This is a genomic window from Ellagibacter isourolithinifaciens (genome assembly GCF_008831035.1).
In the GTDB taxonomy this organism is placed as follows: Bacteria; Actinomycetota; Coriobacteriia; order Coriobacteriales; family Eggerthellaceae; genus Ellagibacter; species Ellagibacter isourolithinifaciens.
Genome location: NZ_WAJR01000001.1, coordinates 38,077 through 63,625, shown reverse-complemented (window position 1 = coordinate 63,625; position 25,549 = coordinate 38,077). Strand labels below are relative to the sequence as shown.

Annotated in this window: 18 protein-coding genes and 1 riboswitch; of the genes, 14 read left to right on the top strand and 4 right to left on the bottom strand. The window is 61.6% G+C overall.

Translation table 11 applies throughout. The features are described 5' to 3' along the window. Window positions 1-77: 77 nt before the first annotated feature. The 13 genes from F8C90_RS00265 (at window position 78) to F8C90_RS00205 (ending at window position 15,773) form a co-directional block, all read left to right on the top strand. Entirely contained in the window at window positions 78-1,607 is a 1,530-nt protein-coding gene (locus F8C90_RS00265) for a fucose isomerase (RefSeq protein ID WP_158048446.1), read from the top strand. 12 nt (window positions 1,608-1,619) lie between these two features. Beyond that, window positions 1,620-2,042 (top strand): hypothetical protein, encoded by a 423-nt coding sequence (locus tag F8C90_RS00260; protein WP_158048445.1) that lies wholly within the window; start codon window positions 1,620-1,622, stop codon window positions 2,040-2,042. Between the two features lie 63 nt (window positions 2,043-2,105). Further along, a complete protein-coding gene (locus F8C90_RS00255; RefSeq protein WP_170264473.1) occupies window positions 2,106-2,663 on the top strand; it encodes a SufE family protein in 558 nt (185 codons plus the stop codon). Then, complete coding sequence (locus F8C90_RS00250; protein ID WP_170264472.1) at window positions 2,660-4,081, top strand: helix-turn-helix domain-containing protein; 1,422 nt, start codon at window positions 2,660-2,662, stop codon at window positions 4,079-4,081. The genes F8C90_RS00255 and F8C90_RS00250 overlap by 4 nt, the downstream gene beginning before the upstream one ends. 284 nt (window positions 4,082-4,365) lie before the next feature. Beyond that, window positions 4,366-6,777, top strand: a complete 2,412-nt coding sequence (locus F8C90_RS00245) for a molybdopterin-containing oxidoreductase family protein (RefSeq protein WP_246155713.1) — start codon at window positions 4,366-4,368, stop codon at window positions 6,775-6,777. A 2-nt stretch (window positions 6,778-6,779) separates the two neighbouring features. Then, window positions 6,780-7,145 carry a 4Fe-4S dicluster domain-containing protein gene (locus F8C90_RS00240; RefSeq protein ID WP_158048442.1) on the top strand — a complete coding sequence of 122 codons (366 nt, stop codon included), beginning with the start codon at window positions 6,780-6,782 and terminating at the stop codon, window positions 7,143-7,145. Window positions 7,146-7,491: 346 nt separating this feature from the next. Further along, on the top strand, window positions 7,492-7,845 hold the full coding sequence (locus F8C90_RS00235) for a hypothetical protein (RefSeq protein WP_158048441.1): 354 nt from the start codon (window positions 7,492-7,494) through the stop codon (window positions 7,843-7,845). 146 nt (window positions 7,846-7,991) lie between these two features. Further along, window positions 7,992-9,332: an MFS transporter gene (locus F8C90_RS00230; protein WP_158048440.1), complete on the top strand. Its 1,341-nt coding sequence runs from the start codon at window positions 7,992-7,994 to the stop codon at window positions 9,330-9,332. 244 nt (window positions 9,333-9,576) lie between these two features. Further along, entirely contained in the window at window positions 9,577-11,973 is a 2,397-nt protein-coding gene (locus F8C90_RS00225) for a molybdopterin-dependent oxidoreductase (protein ID WP_170264471.1), read from the top strand. Beyond that, window positions 11,973-12,332: an oxidoreductase gene (locus F8C90_RS00220; protein WP_158048438.1), complete on the top strand. Its 360-nt coding sequence runs from the start codon at window positions 11,973-11,975 to the stop codon at window positions 12,330-12,332. Before F8C90_RS00225 ends, F8C90_RS00220 begins: the two co-directional genes overlap by 1 nt. 129 nt (window positions 12,333-12,461) lie before the next feature. After that, window positions 12,462-13,757 (top strand): MFS transporter, encoded by a 1,296-nt coding sequence (locus F8C90_RS00215; protein ID WP_158048437.1) that lies wholly within the window; start codon window positions 12,462-12,464, stop codon window positions 13,755-13,757. Window positions 13,758-13,793: 36 nt separating this feature from the next. After that, a complete protein-coding gene (locus F8C90_RS00210; protein WP_158048436.1) occupies window positions 13,794-14,333 on the top strand; it encodes a hypothetical protein in 540 nt (179 codons plus the stop codon). 111 nt (window positions 14,334-14,444) lie between these two features. Beyond that, entirely contained in the window at window positions 14,445-15,773 is a 1,329-nt protein-coding gene (locus tag F8C90_RS00205) for an MFS transporter (protein ID WP_158048435.1), read from the top strand. A 352-nt stretch (window positions 15,774-16,125) separates the two neighbouring features. On the opposite strand, the gene F8C90_RS00200 is transcribed toward F8C90_RS00205, so the two are convergent. The 4 genes from F8C90_RS00200 to metK all read right to left on the bottom strand — a co-directional run bounded on the left by F8C90_RS00200 (window position 16,126) and on the right by metK (window position 23,810). Next, window positions 16,126-18,252, bottom strand: a complete 2,127-nt coding sequence (locus F8C90_RS00200) for a class I SAM-dependent methyltransferase (protein ID WP_158048434.1) — start codon at window positions 18,250-18,252, stop codon at window positions 16,126-16,128. A 178-nt stretch (window positions 18,253-18,430) separates the two neighbouring features. Further along, on the bottom strand, window positions 18,431-19,609 hold the full coding sequence (gene rpoD, locus F8C90_RS00195) for an RNA polymerase sigma factor RpoD (RefSeq protein ID WP_246155725.1): 1,179 nt from the start codon (window positions 19,607-19,609) through the stop codon (window positions 18,431-18,433). A gap of 175 nt (window positions 19,610-19,784) precedes the next feature. Beyond that, window positions 19,785-22,289 carry a replication restart helicase PriA gene (priA, locus tag F8C90_RS00190; RefSeq protein ID WP_158048432.1) on the bottom strand — a complete coding sequence of 835 codons (2,505 nt, stop codon included), beginning with the start codon at window positions 22,287-22,289 and terminating at the stop codon, window positions 19,785-19,787. Between the two features lie 255 nt (window positions 22,290-22,544). Next, entirely contained in the window at window positions 22,545-23,810 is a 1,266-nt protein-coding gene (metK, locus tag F8C90_RS00185) for a methionine adenosyltransferase (protein WP_158048431.1), read from the bottom strand. A gap of 9 nt (window positions 23,811-23,819) precedes the next feature. Continuing rightward, a riboswitch (SAM riboswitch) is annotated at window positions 23,820-23,911 on the bottom strand. Window positions 23,912-24,174: 263 nt separating this feature from the next. Here metK and F8C90_RS00180 point away from each other — a divergent pair. Then, complete coding sequence (locus F8C90_RS00180; protein ID WP_158048430.1) at window positions 24,175-25,542, top strand: circularly permuted type 2 ATP-grasp protein; 1,368 nt, start codon at window positions 24,175-24,177, stop codon at window positions 25,540-25,542. Window positions 25,543-25,549: the final 7 nt, after the last annotated feature.

Below are 25,549 nucleotides of genomic sequence, written 5' to 3'. Positions count from 1 at the left end.
GGAATGCCGGTACAGGGGAATTGAAGGCACCGGCATCAGACGGAGCGTGTAAGAGCGCTCCGAAAGGAGAGGCAACCATGACGGTGCGTAGCGCAAAAGACGTGAAACTGGTGGTTAAGCCGGTGTTCTTTGCAATGGAGCACAAGTACTACTACGAGGGACCCTGCCGCATGTCATCGGGTGACGCGCTCGAGCCTGGCTTCGACGCGATTATCAACGGCAAGATCTATGAGGGGATGCAGAAGGCGCTAGATTTCAACTTGCGCAACGACGCGCGGTTCGAAGTTTTGGAGCCGGCCGTCATTCGAACCACCGACGATTGGGACATCAAGGAAGAGTGGTTCGAATCGGCGCTCGCAGACGACCATATCGTTGACTTCTATCTCGTCAACACCGCGTTCGGCGCAAACACCGTCATCGAGGAGTTTGCGCTGCGAACCAAAAAGCCGATTGGCCCCAATCCCTTCAAGATGTACGGACAGTTGGCACTCGCTTCGAGCGTGCGACGCGGCGCCGACATCATCTTTTCCCTAAGCTGGCCCGAGCTGAAGGACAAGCTGCTCTGCCTTCGCGCCGAGAAGGCGCTGCGCACTGCAAACATCCTGCTCGCCCCGCGCTTCGGAGGCGACAAGGCAATGGCCGGCGGTACCGATACCTTCGACAGCCTCTGCCTCGCGCGCGACACGTTCGGAACCAATTTCCGCTACGTGAACGTGCACGAGCTTATGGACTACCTCTCTCCCCTGCCTGAAGAAGGCAACCACACCACCCCCGGCCGCAAGACCATGAACGTCACGCCGGAGGAAATCGCCTGGTGCGAAGAGCTTGCCGAAAGCCTTATGGCCGACGCATCCGAGTGCCAGATTGAGAAAAAGTACCTCGTCAACAGCCTTAAGGCGTACAAGGTCGTCAATAAGGTCATGAACGCATACGATTGCTCAGGATTCGCGGCGCCCTGCCCCGACGCATGCTCGACGAGGCGACTCAACGAGGAACAGTTCACCTTCTGCCTCACGCATAGCCTCAACCTCGAGCGCGGCGTGGGCTCCGCGTGCGAGTACGACGTTACCTCGGTTTTGTGCATGATTCTCGAAATGGCGCTCACGGGGAAAGCGGCCTACATGGGCAACACCCTACCCGCACCGCTCGGGCCCGACGGAGAGGTTAACTTCTCCGACCCGAAATATTCGGCACCTATCGAAGGAGACAAGAACAACCTCTACCTGGTAAGCCACTCGACGCCCTGCCGCTGCCTCCACGGCTTCGACAAGCTCGACGACTTCGCCTTGCGCCACTTCGCTTTGGACGCTGGGTTCGGAGCGATTCAACGTCACGACTTCAACGACGACAAGGGCCAGGTCATTACCATGATTCGAATTTCCTCGGATTGCAAGGAAATGTTCATCGGTCGCGGAGAAATTGTCGCAGGGTTCGGATACGATTCCGACAACTGCAACGGAGGCTTCATCTTCCGTGTTGCCGACGAGCATGATTTCTTCCAGAAGCACGTCTCGTTCGGACTGCATCTCCCCCTCGTATACGGCGATTACGTCGACCAGTTCGTGTTCATCGCGAAGCGCCTCGGCCTCACCCCGGTCGTGGCCTAAGGGGTCCACGCGATGCCCGATAAGGCCGTTATGGATAGGCTCCTCGCTGCGAAGCGGGGAGCCTCCCTCGTCTGCGAAGAGTTCGAAAGTGACCGCGCGGCAGGAAAGCTCGATGAACCGCGCGTCGAGAGCCTGGTCAGGCGCTTCATCTTGGCCAAGTTCCGCCTTGACGAAAAGGAAGCCGAACCAGCAGGGGACAATTTGGAGAAGCTGGCGCAGGCAAGCCTCGCCAAGATGCTGAAAATAGCACCCGACTTGGTCAAAAGTGAGGACAAGGCCGCAAACTGCGACGGTGCCGACTCCGCGACGGTCAAACAGGCTCTTATGATCATGGCGCTGCAAAAGGAATTCCACGTGCAGCTCGATTGCTTTAGGGCCGGGCTCTGCCATAGTGTCGGCGAGCTTGCCGCGCTCGTATGGCAGGCGACTCGATAGCCGAAACAAACTGGCAATCGCCTGCCTCGGCAGACTCGCTCGAAACGAATGGGGGGGATTTCAATGAGCGCCCAACACGAAAGCGGCAATGGAGCCGCATCGATAGAGGCTCGGGAAGACGAGTTTCTCGGCAACTTCGAGCTGCTCGACGACACCCTGCTGCAATTCGAGTACATCCTAAGCTTCATCGGGGACCTAAACGCGATTCCAGAAGAAGACCGCACCGACGATTGCAAGGTGGAAGGCTGCGCAAGCAACGCCTGGCTGATACTCGAAGCGCGCAACGGCCGCCTGAAGCTAAGCCTTGAATCGGATTCCCTCATCATCGAGGGGCTGCTTGGGGCACTCACGTGGATGCTCGATACGCAGCCCCTCGAAGACGTTGCCGCATGGCAGCCGCGCTTTCTCAAACATCCGCAGATGAAACCGCATCTCAACAGCGACCGCAGCCACGGCATAGCCTCGATCGTGAAAGCGATACAAGCGTTTTGCAAAGTGGAATCGGGCGAGGAGGCACGTTCGGGATGCTCCCCCGCAAACGACGCGACGTCCCCAATCCGCTGCCGCAACGAGGGCGTGCAGCTGATAAGGGAAACCAGCGAAACAAAGGGGATATCGTGAAAACCAAAGGGCTCGGGTTCATGCAGCTCACCATCGTCGTGGGATTCTGCCTGTATTACGGCTACTACCTGATCGCCTTCTTCGGGGCATTTGCAGAGCTCCCACCTGGCATAGATTTCATCAAAGCCCATCTGGGACAATTCGTGTTCTTCATCGGAAGCATCATCGGCACGGAGGGCTTGCTGCTCTGGTTCAGACGCCGCGACAGCGTGGCGCTTTGCCACAAGAAGTTCTTCTTCCTCGCAAGCTTGCTACCCGGTTCGCTCTCACCCCTGATTATGGCGCTCGACGCCCTAGGGGAAACGCCTCCGCTCCCCCTCACGTACACATGCCTCCTTCTCGCAGGGTTTTCAATCGCCATGGGATTCATGCTATGGGACGATTTCATGGTCCATGGCGGCCTGTGCCACAACCAATTCGCCCATGCAGCGGTCTTCTGCACCGGCGGGCTGCTCTTCCTCTTCTGCACCGCGCTGCTTCCCAAGCTCGCTCTCGGCGTCGTCTGCTGGCTCATGCTGCTCGCAAGTATGCTGCTCGTCATGTTCATAAACCCCCGCCGCCGCCCCCAGCCCGACAGGTCCGTCAAGCCCGTGGCGACATTTTTTAAGGGAACCCGCCATCTCGACATCCTAAGCGCCACTCTCAACGTGGCGTTCGGATACGCCTTCATCCTGCTGTTCTGCACCGGGACCGCGAACGTGCTCATTGCGGGCGCAGCGGCGATTCTCGTCGATGCCATCATCTCCTCGGCGATGGGAAACCGTCGATCAATGCTCTACTCGGGCGCGCTTCGCCTCTTCTCCGCCATCGTCGCGTGCGCGCTGCTTCTCTATCTCGCGCCTGGCGGCGCGCTCGCCATCGTGGCCCTCGGCGTAATGGTGGTATGCTGGTTTCTCTTCCGCACCATTCACTGCGGCTGTCTGGCGGTTCTAGCTGCAACAAAAGAGTTTCCCGTCCTTTACACCTCCACCCGGGGAAAGCTTGCCGCCAACTGCGGATTCGCCGCAGGCCTGCTCATCGGCACGCTCACCGTGGCAAGCGAGGCGCAAGATGCGAGCCTTGTCGTCACCTTGGCCATCGTCGCATCCTTCATCTTGGCATCCCTGTTCTTTTTGCCCTTCGACGAGGAATCCTCCGTCCCCGGCTACCGTACCATCACTTTTGTCGACATGCCGACAAAAGCCGCACAGGACAGCTCGCTTGAAAAGCGCTGCGCCCGCCTGGTAAAGCGCTGCAAGCTATCCCCGCGCGAAGCGGAAGTGCTCACGTGGGCCGCGCAAGGGCGCAATGCGAAGGCCATCGCTGAGAAGCTCTTCATTTCCGAGAGCACCACAAAGACTCATATGTCGAACATCTACCGCAAGGCGGGCGTCCACTCGCAACAGGAACTTATCGCGCTTCTGGACCAAGAGCAATAACGGTGTCGGTCCAAATAAGCGCACCCTCTGGACCGCTATTTCAAGGAAAAGGAATTTCTCCAGCTCAATACCTCATACGTAGCGTACCGCCCCTCATCAAGCGAGTTCCAATCTCACTTTTGGAACTCCTGCGGTCAAGCCATCCTCGATTTTGCGTCCTAACGTGTGAGCCACCGAAAAGGTAGAAGCGGAGGGCGCTAAGGAAGGAGGCCTTACCACTCTCGACTTCTATCACGGCGAGTGAGCCATTAGTGGAAAGCTCTAGGAGAGGGAGAGTGACTCAAATGACAATGAGAATCGACATTCCCCACGACAGCGACGAGTCGAAGGGGATGCGCCCCACGTTCTTCAACGAACCGCCTGTCATGTACACCGGCGGAGACGTGCCTTGGCAGTGGGAAGAGGACGGCATGATCTGCACCAGGTCGGCCGCCTGGTCTGCGCCGGGCTGCCATGACGGCTGCGGCGTCATCGTGTATACGGACAAGGAGACCGGCAAGTTCATCAAGGTCGAAGGCGACGAGGAGAATCCGTACTACCAGGGGCGCCTCTGCATGCGCTGCCTCGACGTGGCCGAGGCGATCTACCATCCCGACCGGCTGCTCCACCCGATGAAGCGCGACCCGAAGTTCCGCGGCAAGGCGGACAAGTGGGAGCGGATCACATGGGAAGAAGCCTACGACATGATCGACGAGAAGTTCACCAAGATTCGCGACGAGTACGGCGGAAAGGCGATCATCTTCGCATCCGGCACCGGCCGCGTCACACCGCCGATTAACGCACGCCTGGGATATGCGCTCGGCTCGATCCAGTACTCGTATTTCCATTCCGGCAACGCGTGCTACGTTCCCCGCGTTGCAGCCGCGAACACCATCCAGGGCTGCTACACCTGCCCCGACTTCTCGATGCAGTTCCCCGACCGCTACGACAATCCCGAATGGGTCGCCCCGAAGAACATCTTCGTCTGGGGCAACAACCCGCTTATCGCCAATGCTGACGGCAACCTCGGCCATTGGGTCGTCGACTGCATGAAGCGCGGCTCGAAGCTCATCGTCGTCGACCCGCGTTTGACCTGGCTCGCTGCGAAGGCAGACCTCTGGCTGCAGATTCGCCCCGGCACCGACTCCATGCTCGCACTGTCCATGGGCAAATACATCATGGAAAACGGCCTCTATGACCACGAGTTCGTCGAGAAATGGTGCTACGGCTTCGAGGAGTACGAGAAGGCTTGCGAGCCCTACAACCTCGACTGGGCCTCTGAGGTCACCTGGCTTGACAAGGAAGACATCATCGCCGCTGCGAAGTACATGTCCGAGAAGCCGACGGCCGTGCAGTGGGGCCTGGCCATCGACATGAACCTGCAGTGCGTCACCGCTTCCCAGGCACTGTGCAACCTGTGGTGCATCACCGGCCAGATCGACATCCCCGGCGGCATGATCACCGTGCACGACCCGTACAACACCGAGGTTTGGCTGCCGCCCGATCCCCGCGAGGTCTTCACCCCTGAGCAGGAGAAAGAGCGCATCGGCTCCAACTACGAGATGATCACCAACTCCGGCATGGTCCAGTGCCAGGCGGACTCCATGATCGATCAGCTGGTCACCGGCCGTCCGTTCAAGATCCGCGCAGCATGGATCCAGTCGACCAACCCGCTCGCCTGCTGCGCACAGGACCCCGAGCCCCGCGTCGAGAAGGGTCTTAGGAACTGCGAGTTCGTCGTCGGCGTCGACTGCTTCATGACGCCAACCCTCATGGCAAACTGCGATGTCGTGCTGCCGCTGTGCTTTTACCCTGAGCGCGAGGGCCTGCGCTCGGTGTGGTACTACATCCAAAACACCAACAAGGCCTGCGAGCCGATGGGCGAGTCGAAAGACGACTTCCAGATCAACTGGGAGCTCGGCCGCCGCTGGAACAAGGACCTCTGGCCAGGTGAAACGCTTGAGGAGTACTTCTCCTACCTCATCAAGGAGGCCGGCATCACCTACGACAAGTCCCGCAAACTCAACTGGATCTACCCCGAGTTCCACTATCGCAAGTTCGAGAAGGGCGAGCAGCGCCCCGACGGCAAGGTGGGATTCAACACACCGACCGGCCGCATCGAGCTGTGGTCGACGCTGCTGGCATCCTGGGGGCAGAAGCCGCTGCCCTACTTCGAGGAGCCGCCGATGAGCCCCTACAGCCAGCCGGAACTCTACAAGGAGTACCCATTGGTCCTCACCACCGGCGCACGCCACTACGAGTCCTTCCACTCTGAGCACAGGCAGATGAGCCGCCTGCGCTCCAGACTTCCCCAGCCGCTGTTCGAAATCCATCCCGACAAAGCGGCAGAGCTCGGCATCGAAGACGGCGACTGGTGCTGGATCGAAAGCCCCATCGGCCGTTGCCGCGAGGTGGCGAAGGTGACCCCGATCGTCGACCCGCGCGTGGTGCAAGCCGACCACGGCTGGTGGTTCCCCGAAGCCGACCCGGAGGACCAGGGCGAAGGCTGCTTCGCAACCTATGCCCGCAACATCAACGTGTGCCTGCCGTCGGAATGCGGCGACACCGGGTTCGGCAACCAGAGCAAGTGCTATCTGTGCAAGGTCTACAAGTGCACGCCGGAAGAAATCCCCCTGCCTGAACCGGCACAGCCCAAGGACCGCTTCGCCGAGGGCAGTTTCCGCAACTCCACCCTCGAAGCAGAAATGGAGGACTAGCCATGGCTGAGAAGGCATACGGACTGCTCATCAACTACGAGTTCTGCACCGGCTGCGGCACCTGCGAGATGGCCTGTTCCGTCGAGCACGACATCCCCATCGGGCGTTACGGCATCCAGATGGCCACCATCGGCCCCTGGCAGATCGACAAGAAGAACTGGCAGCTCGACACGGTGCCCATTCCCACCGACGAGTGCGACCTGTGCGCCAAGCGCGTTGAGAAGGGCAAGAAGCCAACGTGTGTGAAGCACTGCCAGTCGCTGTGCATGGAATACGGGCCCGTCGACGAGCTGACGGCGAAGCTGGCTGGCGCCACGACGAAGCACGTGCTCTTCGTACCCAAGGCGGGCACGGCAGCAAAGCAGTAAGCGTTTAACCCTGGCGCTGAGCAGATTTCACTGAAATATTCCGCGAAAACAACCGCTCAGCGCCGGGTCAAAGTGCAAAGAGGAAAGGGTGGGGGCCTGTGTGCGGTGGGTATACGCGCGTATGCGTACGTTGCGGTCTATGCGGCAAGGTCGACCCTCGCCCGCTCAACACTGCAGGCGCCTGTCCGATGTGCGGGCAGGTCGCCGAGCCGGGAGCGCAGCATTGCAGCGTCTGCGGCGCCAGAATCCCCCGGGCGCCCGGCGAGGAGGCACACCCGAGCAATGCTCGTCCCGACATTACGGGAATCAACGGGAAACAGGCCGAAGAGGCCGGAAGGGAGAAACGATGATCGCGATGGAAGACGTCAAGCCGATTGAAGTGGAAGCATCGATCCCAGCCGAGCAGGCGGCCGCCCCAAGCAACTCCCTCAAACGCAAGAGGCCGGAAGGCGAAGGCGCGGTCGAGATCTACTGCACCAAGTGCGGCGAGTCGGCGACCGACGGGCGCTTCAGCCCCTATGGCCCGAGCATGGAGTGGTGGTACACCATCGCCGGAACCCTCGACGAGATCCAGTGGGTCTATCAGACGGACAAGAACTACTGGGCGAAGGTGGTCGAGCCGACCGTTCGATGCGGATGCGGTAGCGGGCGCGAGTGCAACCCCATGCTGTGGTCCGTGCGGCAGATTCCCGCAAGCTAGGCGCAGGGCGCTCGGTTGCCAGCGGCTGTGCCTGCACCCCCCGCTGGCAACCGAGCGCCTTCGGCCTGCAAACCATCCCGTCCTTTGCGAGGACGGCGCTCCTCTGCACGCTGTATCTGGATTCGAATCTAGAGAAGGTGAGAACAATGGAGAAAGACAGCGCTGCTCTCAAGCAGCCAAGACCGTACGCTGAATCGGATATCAACCGCTATGAGGAAAAGACCCCGCGCTATGCCTGGGTCATTTGGATCGTCACCTTCCTCGTGAGCTTTGCGGCCCCATTAGGCCAGTTCAAGCTGGTGAACATCCCCCTGTATTTCATCTATGTCCCCAACGTCAGCCCCGCTGGCGGCTTCATGCTCGACGGAGCGGGATTCGGCATGCTCATGACCTGCGTCTCGCTGATCGGCATCGTGCTCGCGTTCCCCGCCGCCTTCATCTGCCGCAAGCTCGGCCTGAGGTGGACCATCACCATCGCCACGCTCGGCGTTATCGTGGGCGGCCTCATCCCCGCCTTGGCGGGCACCAACATCACGGCTCTCTACATCGGGCGCTTCATCGAGGGTCTGGGAATCGGACTTGTGGGTGTGTCAGCACCGACGCTCATCACCTTGTGGTTCCCGGACAAGACCCGCGGAGTCATGCTCGGCCTGTGGTGCTGCTGGGTTCCCCTCTCCATCACGCTTGATGCGCTCGTCACGCCCAGTATCGCCGCCGCAAGCGGGTGGCAGGGCGTTTTCTGGTTCGTCATCATATTCGCCACCGTGGCGCTCATCCTGTTCAACATCTTCTACAAGGTGCCAGGAGGCGAAGGGGCAAGCTACAACGTCGAGAGCAACTTCAAAGAGTGCATCGTGCTCCTGAAGAACAAAGACATCTGGCTGCTCTTCATCGTCTTCGCCGTGTTCATCGCGGGACAGACCGGCATCGTCAACACCTATCTGCCGACGTTTCTGCAGACGTCGGTCGAGACGGGCGGATGGGGCTTCACCGAGCAGGCAGCTGCGATGGGTCTTTCCGTCGTCACCACGATTGGCTTGGTCGCGAACCCCGCCGGCGGCGCCATCACCAACAGGCTGCCGTTAAAGCTCAAGAGAATCATGCCTGTGCTCGTTGCGGTGATCTACCTCTTCTGCTTCTACATGATGTTCCAAACCGAGAACATCACGCTCGTGTGGGTCGGCATCGTGCTGATGGGCCTGTGCGCCGGCATCGGAGGCGGTGGCTTGCGCCCACTCGCTCCGACGATCATGAACAAGTCGGCCATGGCGGCGACGATGGGTATGGCCGTCCTGCAGTTCGCGCAGTGCATCGGCAACTGCTTCAGCCCCGTCTACGGCGGCATGATCGACGCGGGCTACACGTATTGGGACGCTTGTTTGTTCACCATCATCCCGCTTTCCGTCGTGATGCTCATCGCCGCGATATTCATCAACCCGAAGCCGAAGGGCAAGCCTTTAAGCGAGGAGCCCGAGAACCACAGGTAACTTAGGTCCTCTCATCGCCCAGATGATGACTAATTTGCGAAATTCCAGGTAAACGTCTCATACCAACGTACTGATTTCGCAATACTGCATACCTTTCACGCGATAGTGTCAGCATCGACTCATGGTCAACTCTCAGTACCCGTTAGGGGGCGGGATTCTCGGGGCGGACACCCGTTTTCATGTCCCGCCGGGCCGACGCAGGGAAGACACCTGCACTCTTTTAGGCCCTACGAGAGGAGGATCGATGGCTGACACTATCGAGAAAGTCGAGACCAATATCGAGGGGCGCGACCGCGACGATATTGGCAACTCCAAAGAGGAGAATCAGTTCAACTTCGGTGCTGGCGTGCATCAGGAAGTTGACCCTCGCTGGAAGCATCCCGGCGAGTGGCAGTACGAGGAAGACGGCATGATCGTCACCCGTACGTCTGTCTGGTCGGCGCCTGGCTGCCACGAGGGCTGCGGCGTGCTCGTGTACTCCGACAAGGAGACCGGCCGCTTCATCAAGTGCGAAGGCGACCCGGACGATCCGTACAACCGCGGCGCCCTCTGCCCGCGCTGCCTCGCTTTCAAGCAGGTCGAGTTCCACCCCGACCGCATTCTCTACCCGATGAAGCGCGCTGGCGAGCGTGGCGAGAACAAGTGGGAGCGCATCTCGTGGGACGAGGCGCTTGAAACCTGCTACAAGGAATTCCGCCGCATCTCAATGACCTACGGCGGCGACTCCATCCACTGCCTGCGCGGCACCGCTCGCGACAACCAGTGGCAGGTCGGTCGTATGGCGAACACGTTCGGCAGCCCGAACGAGTATGGCTTCCTCTCCGGCACCGCGTGCTATCTCCCCCGCCTGTCGCTCATGATCATGACCTACGGCGGCATGCTCATCGCCGACTTCTCGCAGTTCTCCGCGCTGCGCTACGACGATCCCGAGTGGACGTGCCCTGAGTGCACCATCGTCTGGGGCTGCAACCCCACCATCTCCAACCCCGACTTCTTCATGGGCCATTGGGTGACCGACGCCATGAAGCTCGGCTGCAAGCTCATCTCCGTCGAGCCGCGCGTCACCTGGCTTGCCGCGCACGCCGACATCCACCTGCAGCTGCGCCCCGGCACCGACACTGCTCTCGCCCTCGCGATGATCAAGGTCATCGTTGACGAGGACCTCTACGACCATGACTTCGTCGAGCGCTGGACCTACGGCTTCGACGAGCTGGCCGAGCGCGCCCGCGAGCTCTCCCTCGATGAGGTTGAGAAGATGACCTGGGTTCCCAAGGAGAAGATCGTCGCTGCTGCTCGCATGTTCGCGAACGCTCATCCGGCAAACGTCGTCTGGGGCCTCGCTGTCGACATGCAGTCTCAGGGCACCCCGTGCGCTGCCGCTATCGCTGCGCTGTGGACGATCACCGGCAACCTCGATATCCCCGGCGGCATGTGCTACACCGCGTCCCCGATGGGTGTCGACCAGCCTTCCGCAGGCGCGTGGGGCATCTACGACCTCATCAACGAGGAGATGCAGAAGAAGCGCGTCGGCTGGAAAGAGTTCCCGATGTACCGCTACGGCCTTACCCAGGCAATGCCCGACATGTGCCTGGAGTACTGCGAGGCAGGCAAAGTGAAGGGCATCTGGATCCAGACGTCCAACGGCATCGCCTGCATGAGCTGCGAGACCGAGCGCTGGTATGAGGCCATGAAGAAGGTCGAGTTCGTCGCTGCGTGCGATATCTTCATGACGCCGACGATTCAGGCGTACGCCGATATTGTCCTCCCTGTTCAGACGTGGGCTGAGAAGCACTCCGTGCGCGCCCACTACTACTTCCTCTCCGCCATCACGGGCGGCTGCGCCACCGAGGGCGAAGCGAAGTCCGACTGCGAGATCAACCGCGAGCTCGCCCAGTACTTCGACAACGACGACGAGTTCAACCGCGTGATCGAGCGCCCCGAGGGCAAGCAGAAGACGTGGCCGTGGAAGACCGAGGACGAGGTCTACGACGAGATCGTGAAGCCTTCCGGGTTTACCTTCCGCGAGCTCATGGAGCATGGCCCGGCTTACCAGAAGTACGTCTACAAGAAGTACGAGAAGGGCCTTATGCGCCCCGACGGCCAGCCCGGCTTCAACACGCCGACCGGGCGCATCGAGTTCTGGTCGACGCTGTTCCAGAAGTTCGGCTACGATCCGCTGCCCTACATCGAGGAGCCGGGCATCGGTCCTGTGACCACGCCCGACCTCTACGAGGAGTACCCGATGATCATGATCACGGGCGCCCGCACCACCTCGTTCTTCCATTCCGAACATCGCCAGATTCCTTATCTGCGCCAGCTCACGCCTGATCCGTGGGTCCAGATTCACCCGCGCGACGCCGAGCGCCTGCACATCTGCGAAGGCGACTGGGTGTGGCTTGAGAACCATCGCGGACGCGCACGCCAGCGCGCTCGCGTCACCTACGAGGTGCACGAGGGCACCATCGCCGCACAGCACGGCTGGTGGTTCCCCGAGCAGGATGGCGCTGAGCCGAACCTGTACGGCTTCCGCCAGTCCAACATCAACCAGCTGCTTGCCAACAAACCTGGTACGACCGGCTTCGGCGCTGACCTCAAGTGCACGCTTGCCAAGGTGTATCGCTGCAAAGAGGAGGAACTGTAATGGCTAAGAACGGAATTCTTGTCGACTACCAGTACTGCACCGGCTGCTATTCTTGCGAAGTGGCCTGCCAATCCGAGCTCGATTTGCCGCTTGGCCAGTGGGGCGTGAAGGTCATGCAGAACGGCCCGTGGCCCATCAAGGACAAGGAAGGCAACGAGACCGACCAGTACGTGTATGATTTCATTCCAGCGTTCACGAAGCTGTGCGATCTGTGCGCCGAGCGCCAGGAGAAGGGCAAGCTGCCTTCCTGCGTCTTCCACTGCCAGGCAAAATGCATGGAGTACGGCCCTGTCGACGAGCTTGTGAAGAAGCTCGACGAGAAGCCTCAGCAGTACCTCTGGGTGCCGCCTTGCGCATAGGGCGCTAACAAGCTGAAGCAGTAACAACAACTGGGGCTGCCTGCGCTGACATCGCTGCGGGCAGCCCCTTGCAACATCGAAACGCGTTTCAAGGGGAGCGCGGTATTTCGCATACGAGGGGATACGACTATGACAGAACCAACTGCGAGCGACATCGCCCAACAAACCAAAGTGAGCGGCAAGGCATGGGGTATGCTTGCCGTCACGTATTTCGCCAGCATCTGCGCACCGCTTTGCCAATTCAAGATCCCGCCTTTGGCGTCATGGCTGTTCCCCGCATTCCATGGGGCATTGGACTCCGTGACGTTCGGCACGCTTATGAGCGCGATCGCCCTGATCGGCGTCGTGCTCGCCTTCCCCGCCGCCTTCATCGCCCGACGCATGGGGTTAAAAAACGTCATCTTGCTCTCGGTAGCCTGCTTAGGTGTCGGCAGCGCGCTTGGCGGCGTGGACGCGAATCTCACGTTGCTCCTGGTGAGCCGCCTTCTCGAAGGCGTTGGCATCGGGCTTATCGGCGTTGCGGCACCGTCGTGCGTGACCATCTGGTTCCCCGAGCGCAAGCGCGGGCTCGCACTCGGCCTTTGGGCGACATGGGTCCCCGTCGGGTCGGTTCTCGCGTTCAACACCGTGCCGATGATCGCAGGAGCGTTCGGGTATCAAACCGTCTTCTTCTCGCTTGCAGGCGTCTGCCTGGTGGCGTTCGTGCTGTTCTGCGTCGTGTACCGCATGCCTGAGGGCGCAACCGGCGACATGGGCATCGAGGGAACGTTCGTCGAGTCGCTCAAGTACTGCAAGAATCGCCGCATCTGGATCCTTGGCGCTGTGTTCTTCCTGTTCTCGATGACGACGATCGGCATCATGAACACCTACTATAACACGTTCCTCGAGACGCAGCTCGGCTTCGATGCGCAGACCGCCTCGTCGCTTTCCTCGATCATCATGTTCATCTCGCTGTTCGTGGCTCCGCTGACCGGGCTTGTGTCCGACAAGCTACCGCTTGGGCGCAAGTACCTCGTCGGCATCGTGATGATGGTTCTCCTCATCCCCACCGGCTTCTTCATGTTCTATGTCGGAGACGGCGCGACGGCGGTGATGTGGGCGACGATCGTCCTGCAGGGCATCGGTGGCGGCATGTGCGGCGGTTCGCTTCGCCCGATGGCCCCCATGCTCATGCGCAACACCGCGATGGGCGCCACCATGGCGATGGCCATTATGCAATTCTGCCAAAACCTCGGGTCCGCGATCGGCTCTCCGCTGTTCGGAGCTGTGATGAGCACGCAAGGCTGGGAGACCGCGAGCTTCATGCTGCAGCTTCCGGCATATGTGCTCGCGCTCGTGCTGTGCTTCTTCATCCTGCCGAGAGGGAAACACGTCACCTCCCTTGACGATGTCCCAGCCGACAAGGCATGGCCGAAGGGCTTCTAGCTCGCAATCGCTCCTCGCAATTTAGAAAGGGACCTCATGAAAGCACAAGACATGATCGCCGAGATCAAGAAAGCACCGCTGACCTCGGCACTTGAACTCGACCGGCTGCGCCTGGCGACGACGATCGGCGATGCCGTATTGCCCGAGTTCGAACAATACCTCGACGGAGCCGAAAGCTATCGCGAGTTCTTCGACGCCATTTACGCAGATGACAACAAGAAGAACACGAGCGTTTGGGCCGCCTGGGCCAAGCAGTCGAGAAAGCCCTGGATTGAGCGTTTTGACGCAAAGCTCGCGCTCACCGGCCTCCGCATCAAGAGCGACGGACTGCCCCTGGAGTTCGGTACGGGCATCGTGCTCGCGCCGACGGGAAGCCGCGACCGCATCTGCAACCTGTACGTGTTCCCGTCGAATGGGTTCAACACCGAGGCAGCCGACTTTTCGACTTCTGTGGGCGGATCGTTCACGGTGGCGAGATACGACTTCAAGGGCGTCTACGGCGTCTACCGCTACCACGGCAGCGTCATCTTCGAGGAGTGGGAAGTCGAGGGCGACCCCGTTCCCCATAAAGGTTAGCCTCCTCTGCTTCCTTCAATTTACAACTTACCATTTTCAGGCAATTCTCCCCGTTTCATACGCGTGACAACCTGTATCCGCATGCACTTCGCATAAGAGAAAGGTACGACGATGAATGAGAAAGATAGGTCCGTCGAGAGCAACCGAGGGCCACGACCCCTCGCCGAATCGGAAATCACGATCAAGGAAGAGAAGACGCCCCGCTACGCGTGGGTGATTTGGATCATCACGTTTCTGATAAGCTTTGCCGCGCCCATGGCGCAATTCAAGATCGTCTCGATTCCGCTTTATTTCATCTACGTGCCGGGGGTCAGTCCCGACGGCTGCTTCGGCCTCGATGCAAGCGGCTTCGGCATGCTGATGACGATGGTGTCGCTTATCGGCATCGTGCTCGCCTTCCCCGCCGCCTTCATCTGCCGCAAGCTGGGGCTGAAGCAAACGATCGCGCTTTCGGCCATCGGCGTGATTGTCGGAGGGCTCGTCGAGATTCTCGGCGGCGACAATATCGCGACCATGATGGTCGGGCGTTTCCTCGAGGGCACCGGCATCGGCCTTGCGGGAGTGTCGGCCCCGACGCTGATCACGCTGTGGTTCCCCGACAAGACGCGCGGGCTCGCATTGGGCCTGTGGTGCTGCTGGGTTCCCCTGTCGATCACGCTCGATTCAATCATCTGTCCGATGATTGCAAGCTCGATGGGTTGGCAAGGCGTCTTCGGCGTCGTCGTCGCTTTTGCGGTCGTCGCGCTCGTTCTGTTCTTGGTGTTCTACCGCGTTCCCGAGGGCAACGTGGCCGGGTACAGCGCCGAAGGCAGCTTCATCGAGTGCGTAAAACTGCTGAACAACCCTCAGATTTGGCTTCTCGGCCTCGTGTTCTTCATCTTCATCATCGGGCAGACCGGCATTGTGAACACGTATCTGTCCACGTTCCTCCAAAGCGCTCCCCCGGTCGGCTGGGGCTGGAGCGAGGCGGCGGCGGGCATGGGCCTTGCCGTCGTCACGGGCATCAGCATTATCGCCAACCCGCTCGGTGGCTCGGTAACCGCGAAACTGCCCCATCGCCTGAAGCGCATCGTGCCTGTCGGCGTGGCCGTTTCCTACCTCATTTGCTTCTACCTGCTGTTCCAGAACTCAAATGAGTCGCTTATCTGGATCGGCATCGTCCTGATGGGCATCTGCGGCGGATTCGGCGGAGGCGGCCTTCGCCCGTTCGCCCCGACGATCATGAACCAGTCCGCGATGGCGGCGACGATGGGCATGGCCGTTATGCAGTTCGCGCAATGCCTCGGCAACTGCTTCAGCCCAGTGTACGGAGCGATTATCGATGGCGGTGCCACGTATTGGGAGGCATGCATGACCACGATCATCCCGCTCAGCGTGGTGATGCTCATCGCGGCCTTCTTCATTCGCCCTGGGAAGAACTCCCCCGTCCGCCGCAAGTAGCGAGGACGAGCGTCCCACCACCGAACACCGCACGCCGCTGTCGGGATGCTCCTGATGCTGCCTCCATGCTCCCGACGCTGCCCCCTCGGGAGCAGAGAGGCAAGTTCGTGGTCAACTGGACGAGTTGTGCGACGTTTTTCGCCCGATTCTCCCCTTCATGAGGGCTTGGGGCGTCCTTCGAAAGAAAAGCCCGAGGTCAGCTTAAGGTAAGTTAGATTATTCTGAGAAATGACAGTGCACAACTCTCCCAACTGACCACGAAGTAAGGCTCCGCTCCACAGCAACCCCAAATCTCCTGCTCAGAGTGAACTCGCCGTGGACATATTAAGACGATTTCCCAGAGCCGCTCCAGCTACTTTCTGCGAACGATGAAGCACTTGTGAATGCGCGGGTTGCGCTCGAAATCGTGCGGGATGGTTTGCGCCGTGATATCCTCGATTTCCACGCCGTATTTCTCAAGCGATTCGAAGTCGGGCTTGAAGGTGCGCAGATTGCACGAGAAGACGGCCCGCCCGCCCTCGCGGAGAAGGCGGCTCACACCGATGAGAAGCTCCACGTGATCGCGCTGCACATCCCACGTGCGCCGTCCCATCGACTTCGAGTTCGAGAACGTCGGCGGGTCGACGAACACCAGGTCGAACAGGCGACGATCGCGCCGCGCCGATGTGATCCACTGCATCACATCGGCGCGCTCGAAGCGATGCGCCCGCCCCGAGAAGCCGTTGTTCGCCATGTTGCGGCGCGCCCAATCAAGATACGTCGCCGACATATCCACCGTGCACGTCGTGCGCGCACCGCACGCGGCGGCATGCACCGTCGCCGTGCCCGTATACGCGAACAGGTTCAGGAAATCCCCGCCGGCCGCCATCTCGCCGACCATGTGGCGCGTATCGCGATGGTCGAGGAAGATGCCGGTATCGACGTACCCGGCAAGGTCGACCTCGAACAGCGAGCCGTCCTCCTCGACGGTCGCCACAAACGAGCGTTCGCCGGCATCGCGGTACTGGCTTCCCCCGCGATCGCGACGGCGCGTCTTGGAGAACACGCGCTCGGGAGGCACGCCGAGCACAGCAGGGGTGATCGCCAGGATATCGCTCATGCGATGGCGGGCCTTCAGCTCGTCGATCGACGAAGGGGCTGCGTATTCGGCAACATGAACGAAGGTTTTTCCCTCGTCCTCGCCCGCGCCTGCGTACAGGTCGATCGCGGCCGCGTAGCCGGGCAAGTCAGCATCGTAGACGCGGTAGCAGCTGACCCCTTCGCGACGCGCCCACTTGCGTCGTTCCTTATACACCTTGCGTAAACGGGAAGCGAACTGGGAGGACGTCTCGTCGTGCACGTCGACGATGTGCTCGGCCCCGCCGAACATGTCGGGAACGACGATCGTCACAGGCGCAGCCGGGGGCGTATCGAAGAGGCGGACCTTGATGCTCACGCGCCCCCGCCCAAGCTCCTCACAAAGCGAAGGTTCGGCACCGAAGCGCTCTGCCGCGCCCTCGCCGCCGATGCAGGCGAAAACGGAGCGCGCGGGGGCATCGGCGGCTGCGCGCACAAAGGCAGCGTCCCCCGCCGCGGAGACCGCGTTGTCGTTCGCCGGGTCGATCAGCACCGCGGCAACGAGCTGCGGCGCGGAAGCGTCGAGGGGACGCAGCGACTCCTGGGCGCGCTCGGCACGCTCGTCGGCTTCATCGAGAAGCGCGTTCCACGTCTCCTCGTCAAAGCGTCCCCACGAGAAGAAACCCCATCGGGAACGCGCCGCGCCGGGCGCCTCATCGAGGACGATCGCCCTCGCCTCGCGCTCGAGAACGCTCAAGCCCCGCGACTTCTCGTCTTCGCCGCGAAACTCTGCGAGCGCATCGACGAAGCGGAAGCCCTCCCCCGCTCGCTCGCCCCATTTCGCATACGCGAGAAGCGCCGCCGCATACGAGCACAGAAGCGGCATCGTGTCCGGCGCGTTGCGGCCGAAGTAGGCTCGGTCGTTCAAGGGCGTACCGGAAAGATCGACCGACACCGTCGCCTTCCCCTCGTGGATGCGCACGTCGATGGCGATATCGGGGTGCGCAACGCTCACGTCAGGTCGCTCGCCGCGAACCTCGCGCAAACGATCGCAGATCGCATCCTTCACGCGCATGCCCGTGAACTTCGTGTTGCGAAGTCCCTCGTTCGTCCCGCGGGCGCGCACGGCGATGCTCTTGCCGGGAAGCAGGATATCCTCCCAAGGCAGCGCATAAACCCCCTGGTAGAGCGCATCCGAGTCCGCTGAACCAACGCGCCCCTCAACGCAGAGCACGCGTGACGCCAGCCGCGACCAAAGACATGCGCGCAAGGCGGCCTTCGGAGCGCCGAAAAACGCCACGCCGCCGCCAAGAGGGCGCGTGCGGCGGACTCCGAGCGCATGCAGCTCATCGGCGAGCAAGCCTTCCAACCCAGGAAGGCAGCTTGCGAAGAACTCGAGTTCTTCGGAGGTATGGTCGGACATATAGGTTCCTTTCCCGTGGGCTGGGTAAGCGATTCGACAAGAAAGCCCCTCGTCGCACCAGCATCGCACAAGGCTCCCGAAGCGCTCAGTGCGCAAGGGGCAGCCTCAAAGCGATCGAGTCGGTGACGAGGGGCTCTCGCAGCATCGCATCAATCGACGTTTGTCTAAGCGGCAAGGATTAATCTTCCAAATAATCCTTCAACTTGCTCGAGCGGCTCGGGTGGCGCAGCTTCGCGAGCGTCTTGCTCTCGATCTGGCGGATGCGCTCGCGCGTGACGCCGAACTCGCGTCCGACCTCCTCAAGTGTGCGCGGATGGCCATCTTCCAAACCGAAGCGCAGGCTGATGACCTTGCGCTCGCGCTCCGCGAGGCCGTCGAGCACCTTGCCGAGCTGCTCTTGGAGCATGCTGAAGCTCGCGGCGTCGGGAGGCACCACGGCGGCGTCGTCCTCGATGAAGTCGCCGAGCTGGGAATCCTCTTCCTCGCCGATCGGCGTCTCGAGGCTCACCGGCTCCTGCGAGATCTTCTGGATCTCGCGGACGCGCTCCTCAGGCAACCCCATCACATCTCCGATTTCCTTCGGAGTAGGTTCGCGACCAAGCTCCTGGAGAAGCTGGCGCTGGATGCGCACGAGCTTGTTGATCGTCTCGACCATGTGCACGGGAATGCGGATGGTGCGAGCCTGGTCGGCGATGGCGCGCGTAATGGCCTGGCGAATCCACCAGGTGGCATACGTGGAGAACTTGAATCCCTTGCGGTAGTCGAACTTCTCGACAGCGCGGATAAGACCCAGGTTGCCCTCCTGGATAAGGTCGAGGAAGAGCATGCCGCGGCCCACGTAGCGTTTCGCGATGGACACGACAAGGCGCAGGTTTGCCTCGATGAGCTGCTGCTTCGCGTCGAAACCGACTTCCTCGATGCGAGTCAGGCGGCGAAGGTCGCGCCTCTCGAGCTCGATTTCGCCGGCGTCGGCCTTCTCAAGCTGCTCGCCCGCAGCGACGCCCGCCTCGATCTTCATGGCGAGGTCGATTTCCTCGGCAGCGGTGAGCAGCGGCACCTTGCCGATTTCCTTCAGGTACATGCGAACCGGGTCGCCTGTGAGCATGGTCACGCCGCCGTCGTTTGCGCGCTTGCGGGTCGCACGGCGCTTGCTGCGGGCCGTCGTCACCTTCGGCAGCTGCACATCGGTGGTCGCTTTAAGTTCTTCTTCGGGAATGCCCTCGAGCAGGTCTTCCTCCTCGTCGATGCCAGCCTCAATCTTGTCTTCGTCGAGCGTGGTGTCGGAGGCTTCGGAAACCTCGCTTACAGGAGGCTCTCCCTCTTCGGGATCCTCATCGAGCTCGTCCTCCTCGAGAATCTCTTCGGGATTGGAAAGGTCTTTCGGTTCTTCGGCAGTCTTCTTCGATAATTTCTGGGAATCCTTTGCCACGTGATAGTCCTTTCTGGATAAGAACGCCCGGGGCTAAACCGCAACCGGGCGCAAATACACAGCGATAAAATATACCATAAATCGAGCCGAATGTGTTTGAATGTCACAATAAATCGTTCGGGTCGATGTCAACGGCAACGTTCACGTCCGCCTCGGGCGCACGAGCGCGGAACAGCGGGGCTATCACGCGAGAAAGATCGTCCTCGGGCGGGCATTTCACCACGACATGCCAGCGGTACACGCCGCGCAGCTTCGCGAGAACGCACGGGCTCGCGGGAAGGACGGACCACCCGTCACCGCCGAAGTCGCGGATATGCGACTCAAGCTCGGTGAACAGCCTTTCGGCGGTCGTGCGCACAGAGGGCTCGTCCCTTCCCCAGACAAGAACGTTGGCCATTCGGACGAACGGCGGGTAGAGAAGGATGCGCCGCTTCGGGAGCTCCGCGCGAAGGAACCGCTCGCGGTCGTAGGTGGCGGCGGCGCGGATGGCGACGTTGTCGGCCTCGTAGGTCTGAACGAGCACGCGCCCCGGCAAGTCGGCACGCCCGGCGCGACCTGCCACCTGCTCAATCAGGGAAAACGTGCGCTCAGCAGCTCGATAATCGGGAAGGTGGAGCTGGGTGTCGGCGTTGATCACGCCCACAAGCGTCACGTCCTCGAAGTCGAGCCCTTTCGCGATCATCTGCGTTCCCAAAAGCACGGCAGCATCCGATCCGGCAAACTGCTCGAGGAGGCGCTCGTGGGCCCCTTTGCCGCTCGTGGTGTCGGCGTCCATGCGGATGATGGGCACGTCAGGGCCGACGCCCGGCATCCCGTCGAGCAGTGCGCGCAGCTCGGCCTCGACGCGCTGGGTTCCCGCGCCGAACTTCTTCAGGTACGGGCTTCCGCACTCGGGGCAAACGGCAGGCGCAATCTCGGTGTGCCCGCAATGGTGGCACACGAGCATGCGGCCGCGCTCGTGATAGGTGAGCGAGGTGTCGCACGAGGGGCAGGCGGGCACGAACCCGCAGTCGCGGCACAAAAGGAACTTCGCGAAGCCGCGTTGGTTCAAGAGCAGCACAGCCTTGCGCCCGAGGGAAAGCTCGCTGCGAAGCCCCTCGACGAGCTTGCGCGAGAACATCGCCCGCGAGCCACCGCGAAATTCCGCCGCCATGTCCACGACCTCGACCGCCGGCAGGGGCTTGCCGTTCGCGCGATCGGGCAGATCGACTTTCGTCCAGCTCCCGCCCTGCCCACAGGCATAGAGCGCCTCAATGGAAGGCGTGGCCGAGCCCATGACGAGCACGCCGCCCGAGCGCTCCACCATCCAGCGCGCCACCTCGCGCGCATCGTAGCGCGGCGCAGAATCCTGCTTGTAGGAGCCTTCGTGTTCCTCGTCGATCACGATGAGCCCGATGTTCGAAAGCGGCGTGAACAGGGCGCTTCTCGCCCCCACCACGACGCGCGCCGCGCCGCTTTTGATGAAGTCCCACTGGTCGTAGCGCTCCCCCTGGCTCATGCGCGAGTGCATGACCGCGACCAGATCGCCGAAGCGGCCGCGGAAGCGACCCACCGTCTGCGGCGTAAGCGAGATCTCGGGCACAAGCACGCAGGCCGTGCGCCCCTCGGCAAGCGTCTTCTCGATGGCGCGCAGGTAGAGCTCGGTTTTACCCGAACCCGTGACGCCGTCGACAACGACCACCTCGCCGCAGGCACGCTCGCGCGCGCGGTCGATGACCGCGAGGGCACTTTCCTGCCCCGGCGTGAGCACAGGCTTCGGCGAGGGGGTGAAGCCATCGGACGCGATGGTGGACGCGATAGAGATTGAAGCAGAAGGCGTGCCGTCGGAAGTTTCGGCGAGCGTGCCGCTCACCGCAACACCCGGCAAACTGCCGAGCGCACCGTCAGCCCCCCGCATGCGGCGGCGGCGAACGATGCGCACGACGCCTTTCGACTCGAGGGCGCGCAGGGTGGACGAGATTGCTCCCATCTGGGCCGATAGCTCGGACACGCGCAGCTCGCCCGTCCGCACGGCCGCCACGATCGCCTCCTGGCGAACGGCGTTCTTGCGCGGCTCGAACGTGGAAAGCTCAGGACCGGCGACGACCCAGCGGTCGTCTACTTCCCCAATCTTTTGCTCCTCCAAGCGCCATCGGCCATCGCGGCCATGCACCATCCGCGGGATGCCCCCCGGAGGCGTGAACAGGCGAACGCAAGAGGAAAGCGGCGCGATGTAGCGATTCGCAAGCCATTGGGCGCACGCTGCTCCCTCCTCGTCGAAGTAAGGCTTCGATAGGCCTCGAACGATTGATTTCAACTTGCGCGCATCGAGGCTGGAAGGCCACGTTTCATCTCCTGGGAGCCCCGCCTCGAAGACATCGATGACGAACCCCACCGCCTGGCGCCTGCCGAAAGGCACAAGCACCGCGCAGCCGACTTCAACGGGGTAGTCGCGAGAGCGAGGAGAAGCATCGTCGACGCCTGCGCCCAACCCACAGGTGCCCTCCGCCCCGCCACTCGCTAAACCGGAGCGCTCGGCCGCACGGAGACCGACCTCAGAAGCGGCATCAACCGCGTCTGCGTCCACAACGCCGCCCGTGAGGGCATCGTCCTCAAACAAGCTCTCCATCTGGGCAGATGCAGAAGAATAAGCGCATGCCGAATCCTCCCCGTCCGTGGCGGGCAGAGCATAGGTATAAGGCGCGTCAAGCGCTTGCGTTGGAATATCGAGAATAACGGAGGCAAGTTTCATGCCGTCAAGTATAGCGAAAGCACCGCGGGCGCACGACCCGAATCGCCGCCTTCAGCAAAACGCCGCCTTCCCGATCCTGCGAAGGTGGGAAGGCGGCGCGAGGAATTGAAAGGCTGTCGCGGAAGAGCGCAGCTAGGCGAGACCGCACGCAGCGCGAAGCGCATCCGCGCGATCGGTTTTCTCCCAGGTGAACTCGGGAAGCTCGCGGCCGAAGTGACCATAGGCGGCCGTCTTGCGATAGATGGGGCGACGCAGGTCGAGGTCGTCGATGATGGCGCCCGGGCGCAGGTCGAAGACCTCGTTCACCGCACGCTCGATATCGGCCTCGGGAACGTGCGCCGTGCCGAACGTCTCGACCATGATGGAGACCGGCTTCGCGACGCCGATAGCGTAAGCAACCTGGATTTCACAGCGATCGGCCAGGTCAGCAGCCACCACGTTCTTCGCAACCCAACGAGCGGCGTAAGCAGCGGAGCGGTCAACCTTCGTGCAGTCCTTGCCGGAGAACGCGCCGCCGCCGTGACGGCCCATGCCGCCGTAGGTGTCGACGATGATCTTGCGGCCGGTAAGACCACAGTCGCCCATAGGTCCGCCGATGACGAAGCGGCCGGTCGGGTTGATGTGGATCTCGGCGCCCTCGGCGAGCTCGACCCCCTCGTCAGCGAGCACGGGCTTGATGACTTGCTCGGTCACGTCGCGGCGCAGCGTGGCGTTGTCGATGTCCTCGGCATGCTGCGTGGATACGACGACCTTCTCCACATTCACGGGGGCGCCGTCGACGTAGCGCACCGAAACCTGCGTCTTGCCATCGGGACGCAAGTAGGGCAGCGTTCCGTCCTTGCGCACCTTCGCCAAACGCTCGCTCATGCGCTGTGCCAGGTAAATCGGCATCGGCATAAGGGTCTTTGTCTCCTTGCAGGCATAGCCGAACATCATGCCCTGATCGCCCGCACCGACCGTCTCGTAGACGTCTTCCACCTCGCCGTGCTGCGCCTCGAACGACTCGTCGACGCCCTGCGCGATGTCGGGCGACTGCTCGTGGATGGCGTTCAGAACGCCGCAGGTCGTGCCATCGAAGCCGTACTTCGCGCGATCGTAGCCAATCTCGCAGATGACGTTGCGCACGATGGCCGGCACGTCGACATAGGCCTGCGTGCGGATCTCGCCCGCCACGACGACCATGCCCGTCGTGGTCATGGTCTCGCAGGCGCAACGTACCTTCGACACGTCGGCGGGCTGACCCGACGGCGAGATGTAGCCCTGTTTTTGAAGCTCGGTTTCCTTCTCGAGAATCGCGTCGAGAATCGCGTCGGAAATCTGATCGCAGATCTTGTCCGGGTGACCCTCAGTCACCGATTCGGACGTGAATAGATACGTAGAATGCTGTTCTTCGGCCATGAAGCTCCTCCTTCATCGTTGTCGGCCGGACCACCTTGGCACAACGCCAGGTTGGTGTCGGGATCGCAGAGCCAACTCTCTCCCCCGACTCTTGATAAACGGATGTTCGCGGACGCAATTTGTGCGCCCTCGTTTATGCACGCGGTACTTTACCACATCGTTGTCTATTCTAATTGAGAACAAAAAAGAAACAATTCTCAACCGCAGCCGTTTCGCGGAGCTTCTCCCCGCCACCCTTCCCAATACGTCGGGCTCATGACGCCCGCAGCCCCATCAGCATTCCATCGGCATCCCGCCGCCTCGCCGGGGCCTTGCAATGCTACACTCATCACGACAGACCGACACCCCCTCGGAAGGAGCGGGCATGCTGAGCAACAACGCCTACACGCAAGAGTATTTCGACATCATGGAGAGCTTGGGCGGCGACATCGAGAGCCGCCGTGCCGCCTATGATTACATGAAGAATTCCACCGCTATCGTGCACCATCAGGTGATTTCCACCTCTTTCGTACCGCGCCTCTACGATCGACGCACGCGCGAGATCATGCGCACCACGGTCGAGACGACGCACCGCATTCTTTGCAAGGTGATCGAGCACTACCTCGAAGACCCCGACTACCGCACCATCTTCGACTACGACCCGCGCTTAGCCGAGCTCATCTTGGTGCCGCGCGGCTATGACGCCGTGCTCCCCTTCGCGCGCTTCGACATCTTCCTCGACGAAGAGACCGGGGAAGTCGCCTTCTGCGAGTTCAACGGCGACGGATCCTCGGGCATGAACGAGAACCGCGAGATCACCAACTCGCTCGCGAACGCGAAGACCCTCCAGGAGTTCGCGCGCCGCCACAAAGTCGAGCCTTGCGAGCTCTTCGATGCCTGGGTGGAGGACTTCACCAGCATCTACAATACCTACAAGGGACGCGTCGAGCATCCCCGCTTCGCCATCTGCGACTACCTGCAAAATGGCGTCGTAGACGAGTTCCACCTGTTCGCAAAGAAGTTCGAGGAACACGGCTACCCGTGCTGCGTATGCGACGTGCGCGACCTCACCTTCGACGGCGAGGTGCTCCACGATGCGCAGGGCCAACCCGTGCATGCCATCTGGCGCCGCTGCGTCACCAACGACGTGCTCGAGTTCTGGGACGACTCGCAGGCGCTCATCGAGGCCGTGCGCGCGCAGAAAGTGGCGCTCATCGGCAGCTTTGCCGGGCACATCGTGCACGACAAACAGATTTGCGAGGCGCTTTTCCACCCGAAGACGCAGGCATTCCTCACCGACGAGGAGAACGCATTCGTCGCGCGCACCGTCCCCAAGACGCGCTACCTCGACTCGAGCGAGATCGACCTTGACGAGGTGCGCGCGAACAAGGACGCCTGGATCGTGAAGCCGACCGACGCCTACGGTGCCGCCGACGTGTACGCCGGATGCTTCCAAACGCAGGAGAAGTGGGACGAGATCATCGACCGCTTCGCTAACGGTGCCGCAGGCGCGCCATTCCTGGTGCAGCGCTACATCACGCCGTACAAGACGCACATCTTAGAGCCCGACCACGACATCGAGAGCCTCTCCGACGAGGAAGTCGACCGCGCGGGCGCTCTGTACAACAACCTGGAGGGGCTCTACTGCTACAACGGGCGCTTCCAGGGCGTGTTCAGCCGCCTGGGGCCTCTGCCTACCATCTCGAAGCCCATGCGCGGCATCACCGCGGCAACCATCTGGGTCGACGAGTAGGAAGGCG

Bases quoted from the DNA above. Each gene is read 5' to 3' on its own strand.
- F8C90_RS00265 (WP_158048446.1), top strand. From the start codon at position 78: ATGACGGTGCGTAGCGCAAAAGACGTGAAACTGGTGGTTAAGCCGGTG.
- F8C90_RS00260 (WP_158048445.1), top strand. From the start codon at position 1,620: ATGCCCGATAAGGCCGTTATGGATAGGCTCCTCGCTGCGAAGCGGGGA.
- F8C90_RS00255 (WP_170264473.1), top strand. From the start codon at position 2,106: ATGAGCGCCCAACACGAAAGCGGCAATGGAGCCGCATCGATAGAGGCT.
- F8C90_RS00245 (WP_246155713.1), top strand. From the start codon at position 4,366: ATGACAATGAGAATCGACATTCCCCACGACAGCGACGAGTCGAAGGGG.
- F8C90_RS00240 (WP_158048442.1), top strand. From the start codon at position 6,780: ATGGCTGAGAAGGCATACGGACTGCTCATCAACTACGAGTTCTGCACC.
- F8C90_RS00235 (WP_158048441.1), top strand. From the start codon at position 7,492: ATGATCGCGATGGAAGACGTCAAGCCGATTGAAGTGGAAGCATCGATC.
- F8C90_RS00230 (WP_158048440.1), top strand. From the start codon at position 7,992: ATGGAGAAAGACAGCGCTGCTCTCAAGCAGCCAAGACCGTACGCTGAA.
- F8C90_RS00225 (WP_170264471.1), top strand. From the start codon at position 9,577: ATGGCTGACACTATCGAGAAAGTCGAGACCAATATCGAGGGGCGCGAC.
- F8C90_RS00220 (WP_158048438.1), top strand. From the start codon at position 11,973: ATGGCTAAGAACGGAATTCTTGTCGACTACCAGTACTGCACCGGCTGC.
- F8C90_RS00215 (WP_158048437.1), top strand. From the start codon at position 12,462: ATGACAGAACCAACTGCGAGCGACATCGCCCAACAAACCAAAGTGAGC.
- F8C90_RS00210 (WP_158048436.1), top strand. From the start codon at position 13,794: ATGAAAGCACAAGACATGATCGCCGAGATCAAGAAAGCACCGCTGACC.
- F8C90_RS00205 (WP_158048435.1), top strand. From the start codon at position 14,445: ATGAATGAGAAAGATAGGTCCGTCGAGAGCAACCGAGGGCCACGACCC.
- F8C90_RS00200 (WP_158048434.1), bottom strand. From the start codon at position 18,252: ATGTCCGACCATACCTCCGAAGAACTCGAGTTCTTCGCAAGCTGCCTT.
- priA (WP_158048432.1), bottom strand. From the start codon at position 22,289: ATGGAGAGCTTGTTTGAGGACGATGCCCTCACGGGCGGCGTTGTGGAC.
- metK (WP_158048431.1), bottom strand. From the start codon at position 23,810: ATGGCCGAAGAACAGCATTCTACGTATCTATTCACGTCCGAATCGGTG.
- F8C90_RS00180 (WP_158048430.1), top strand. From the start codon at position 24,175: ATGCTGAGCAACAACGCCTACACGCAAGAGTATTTCGACATCATGGAG.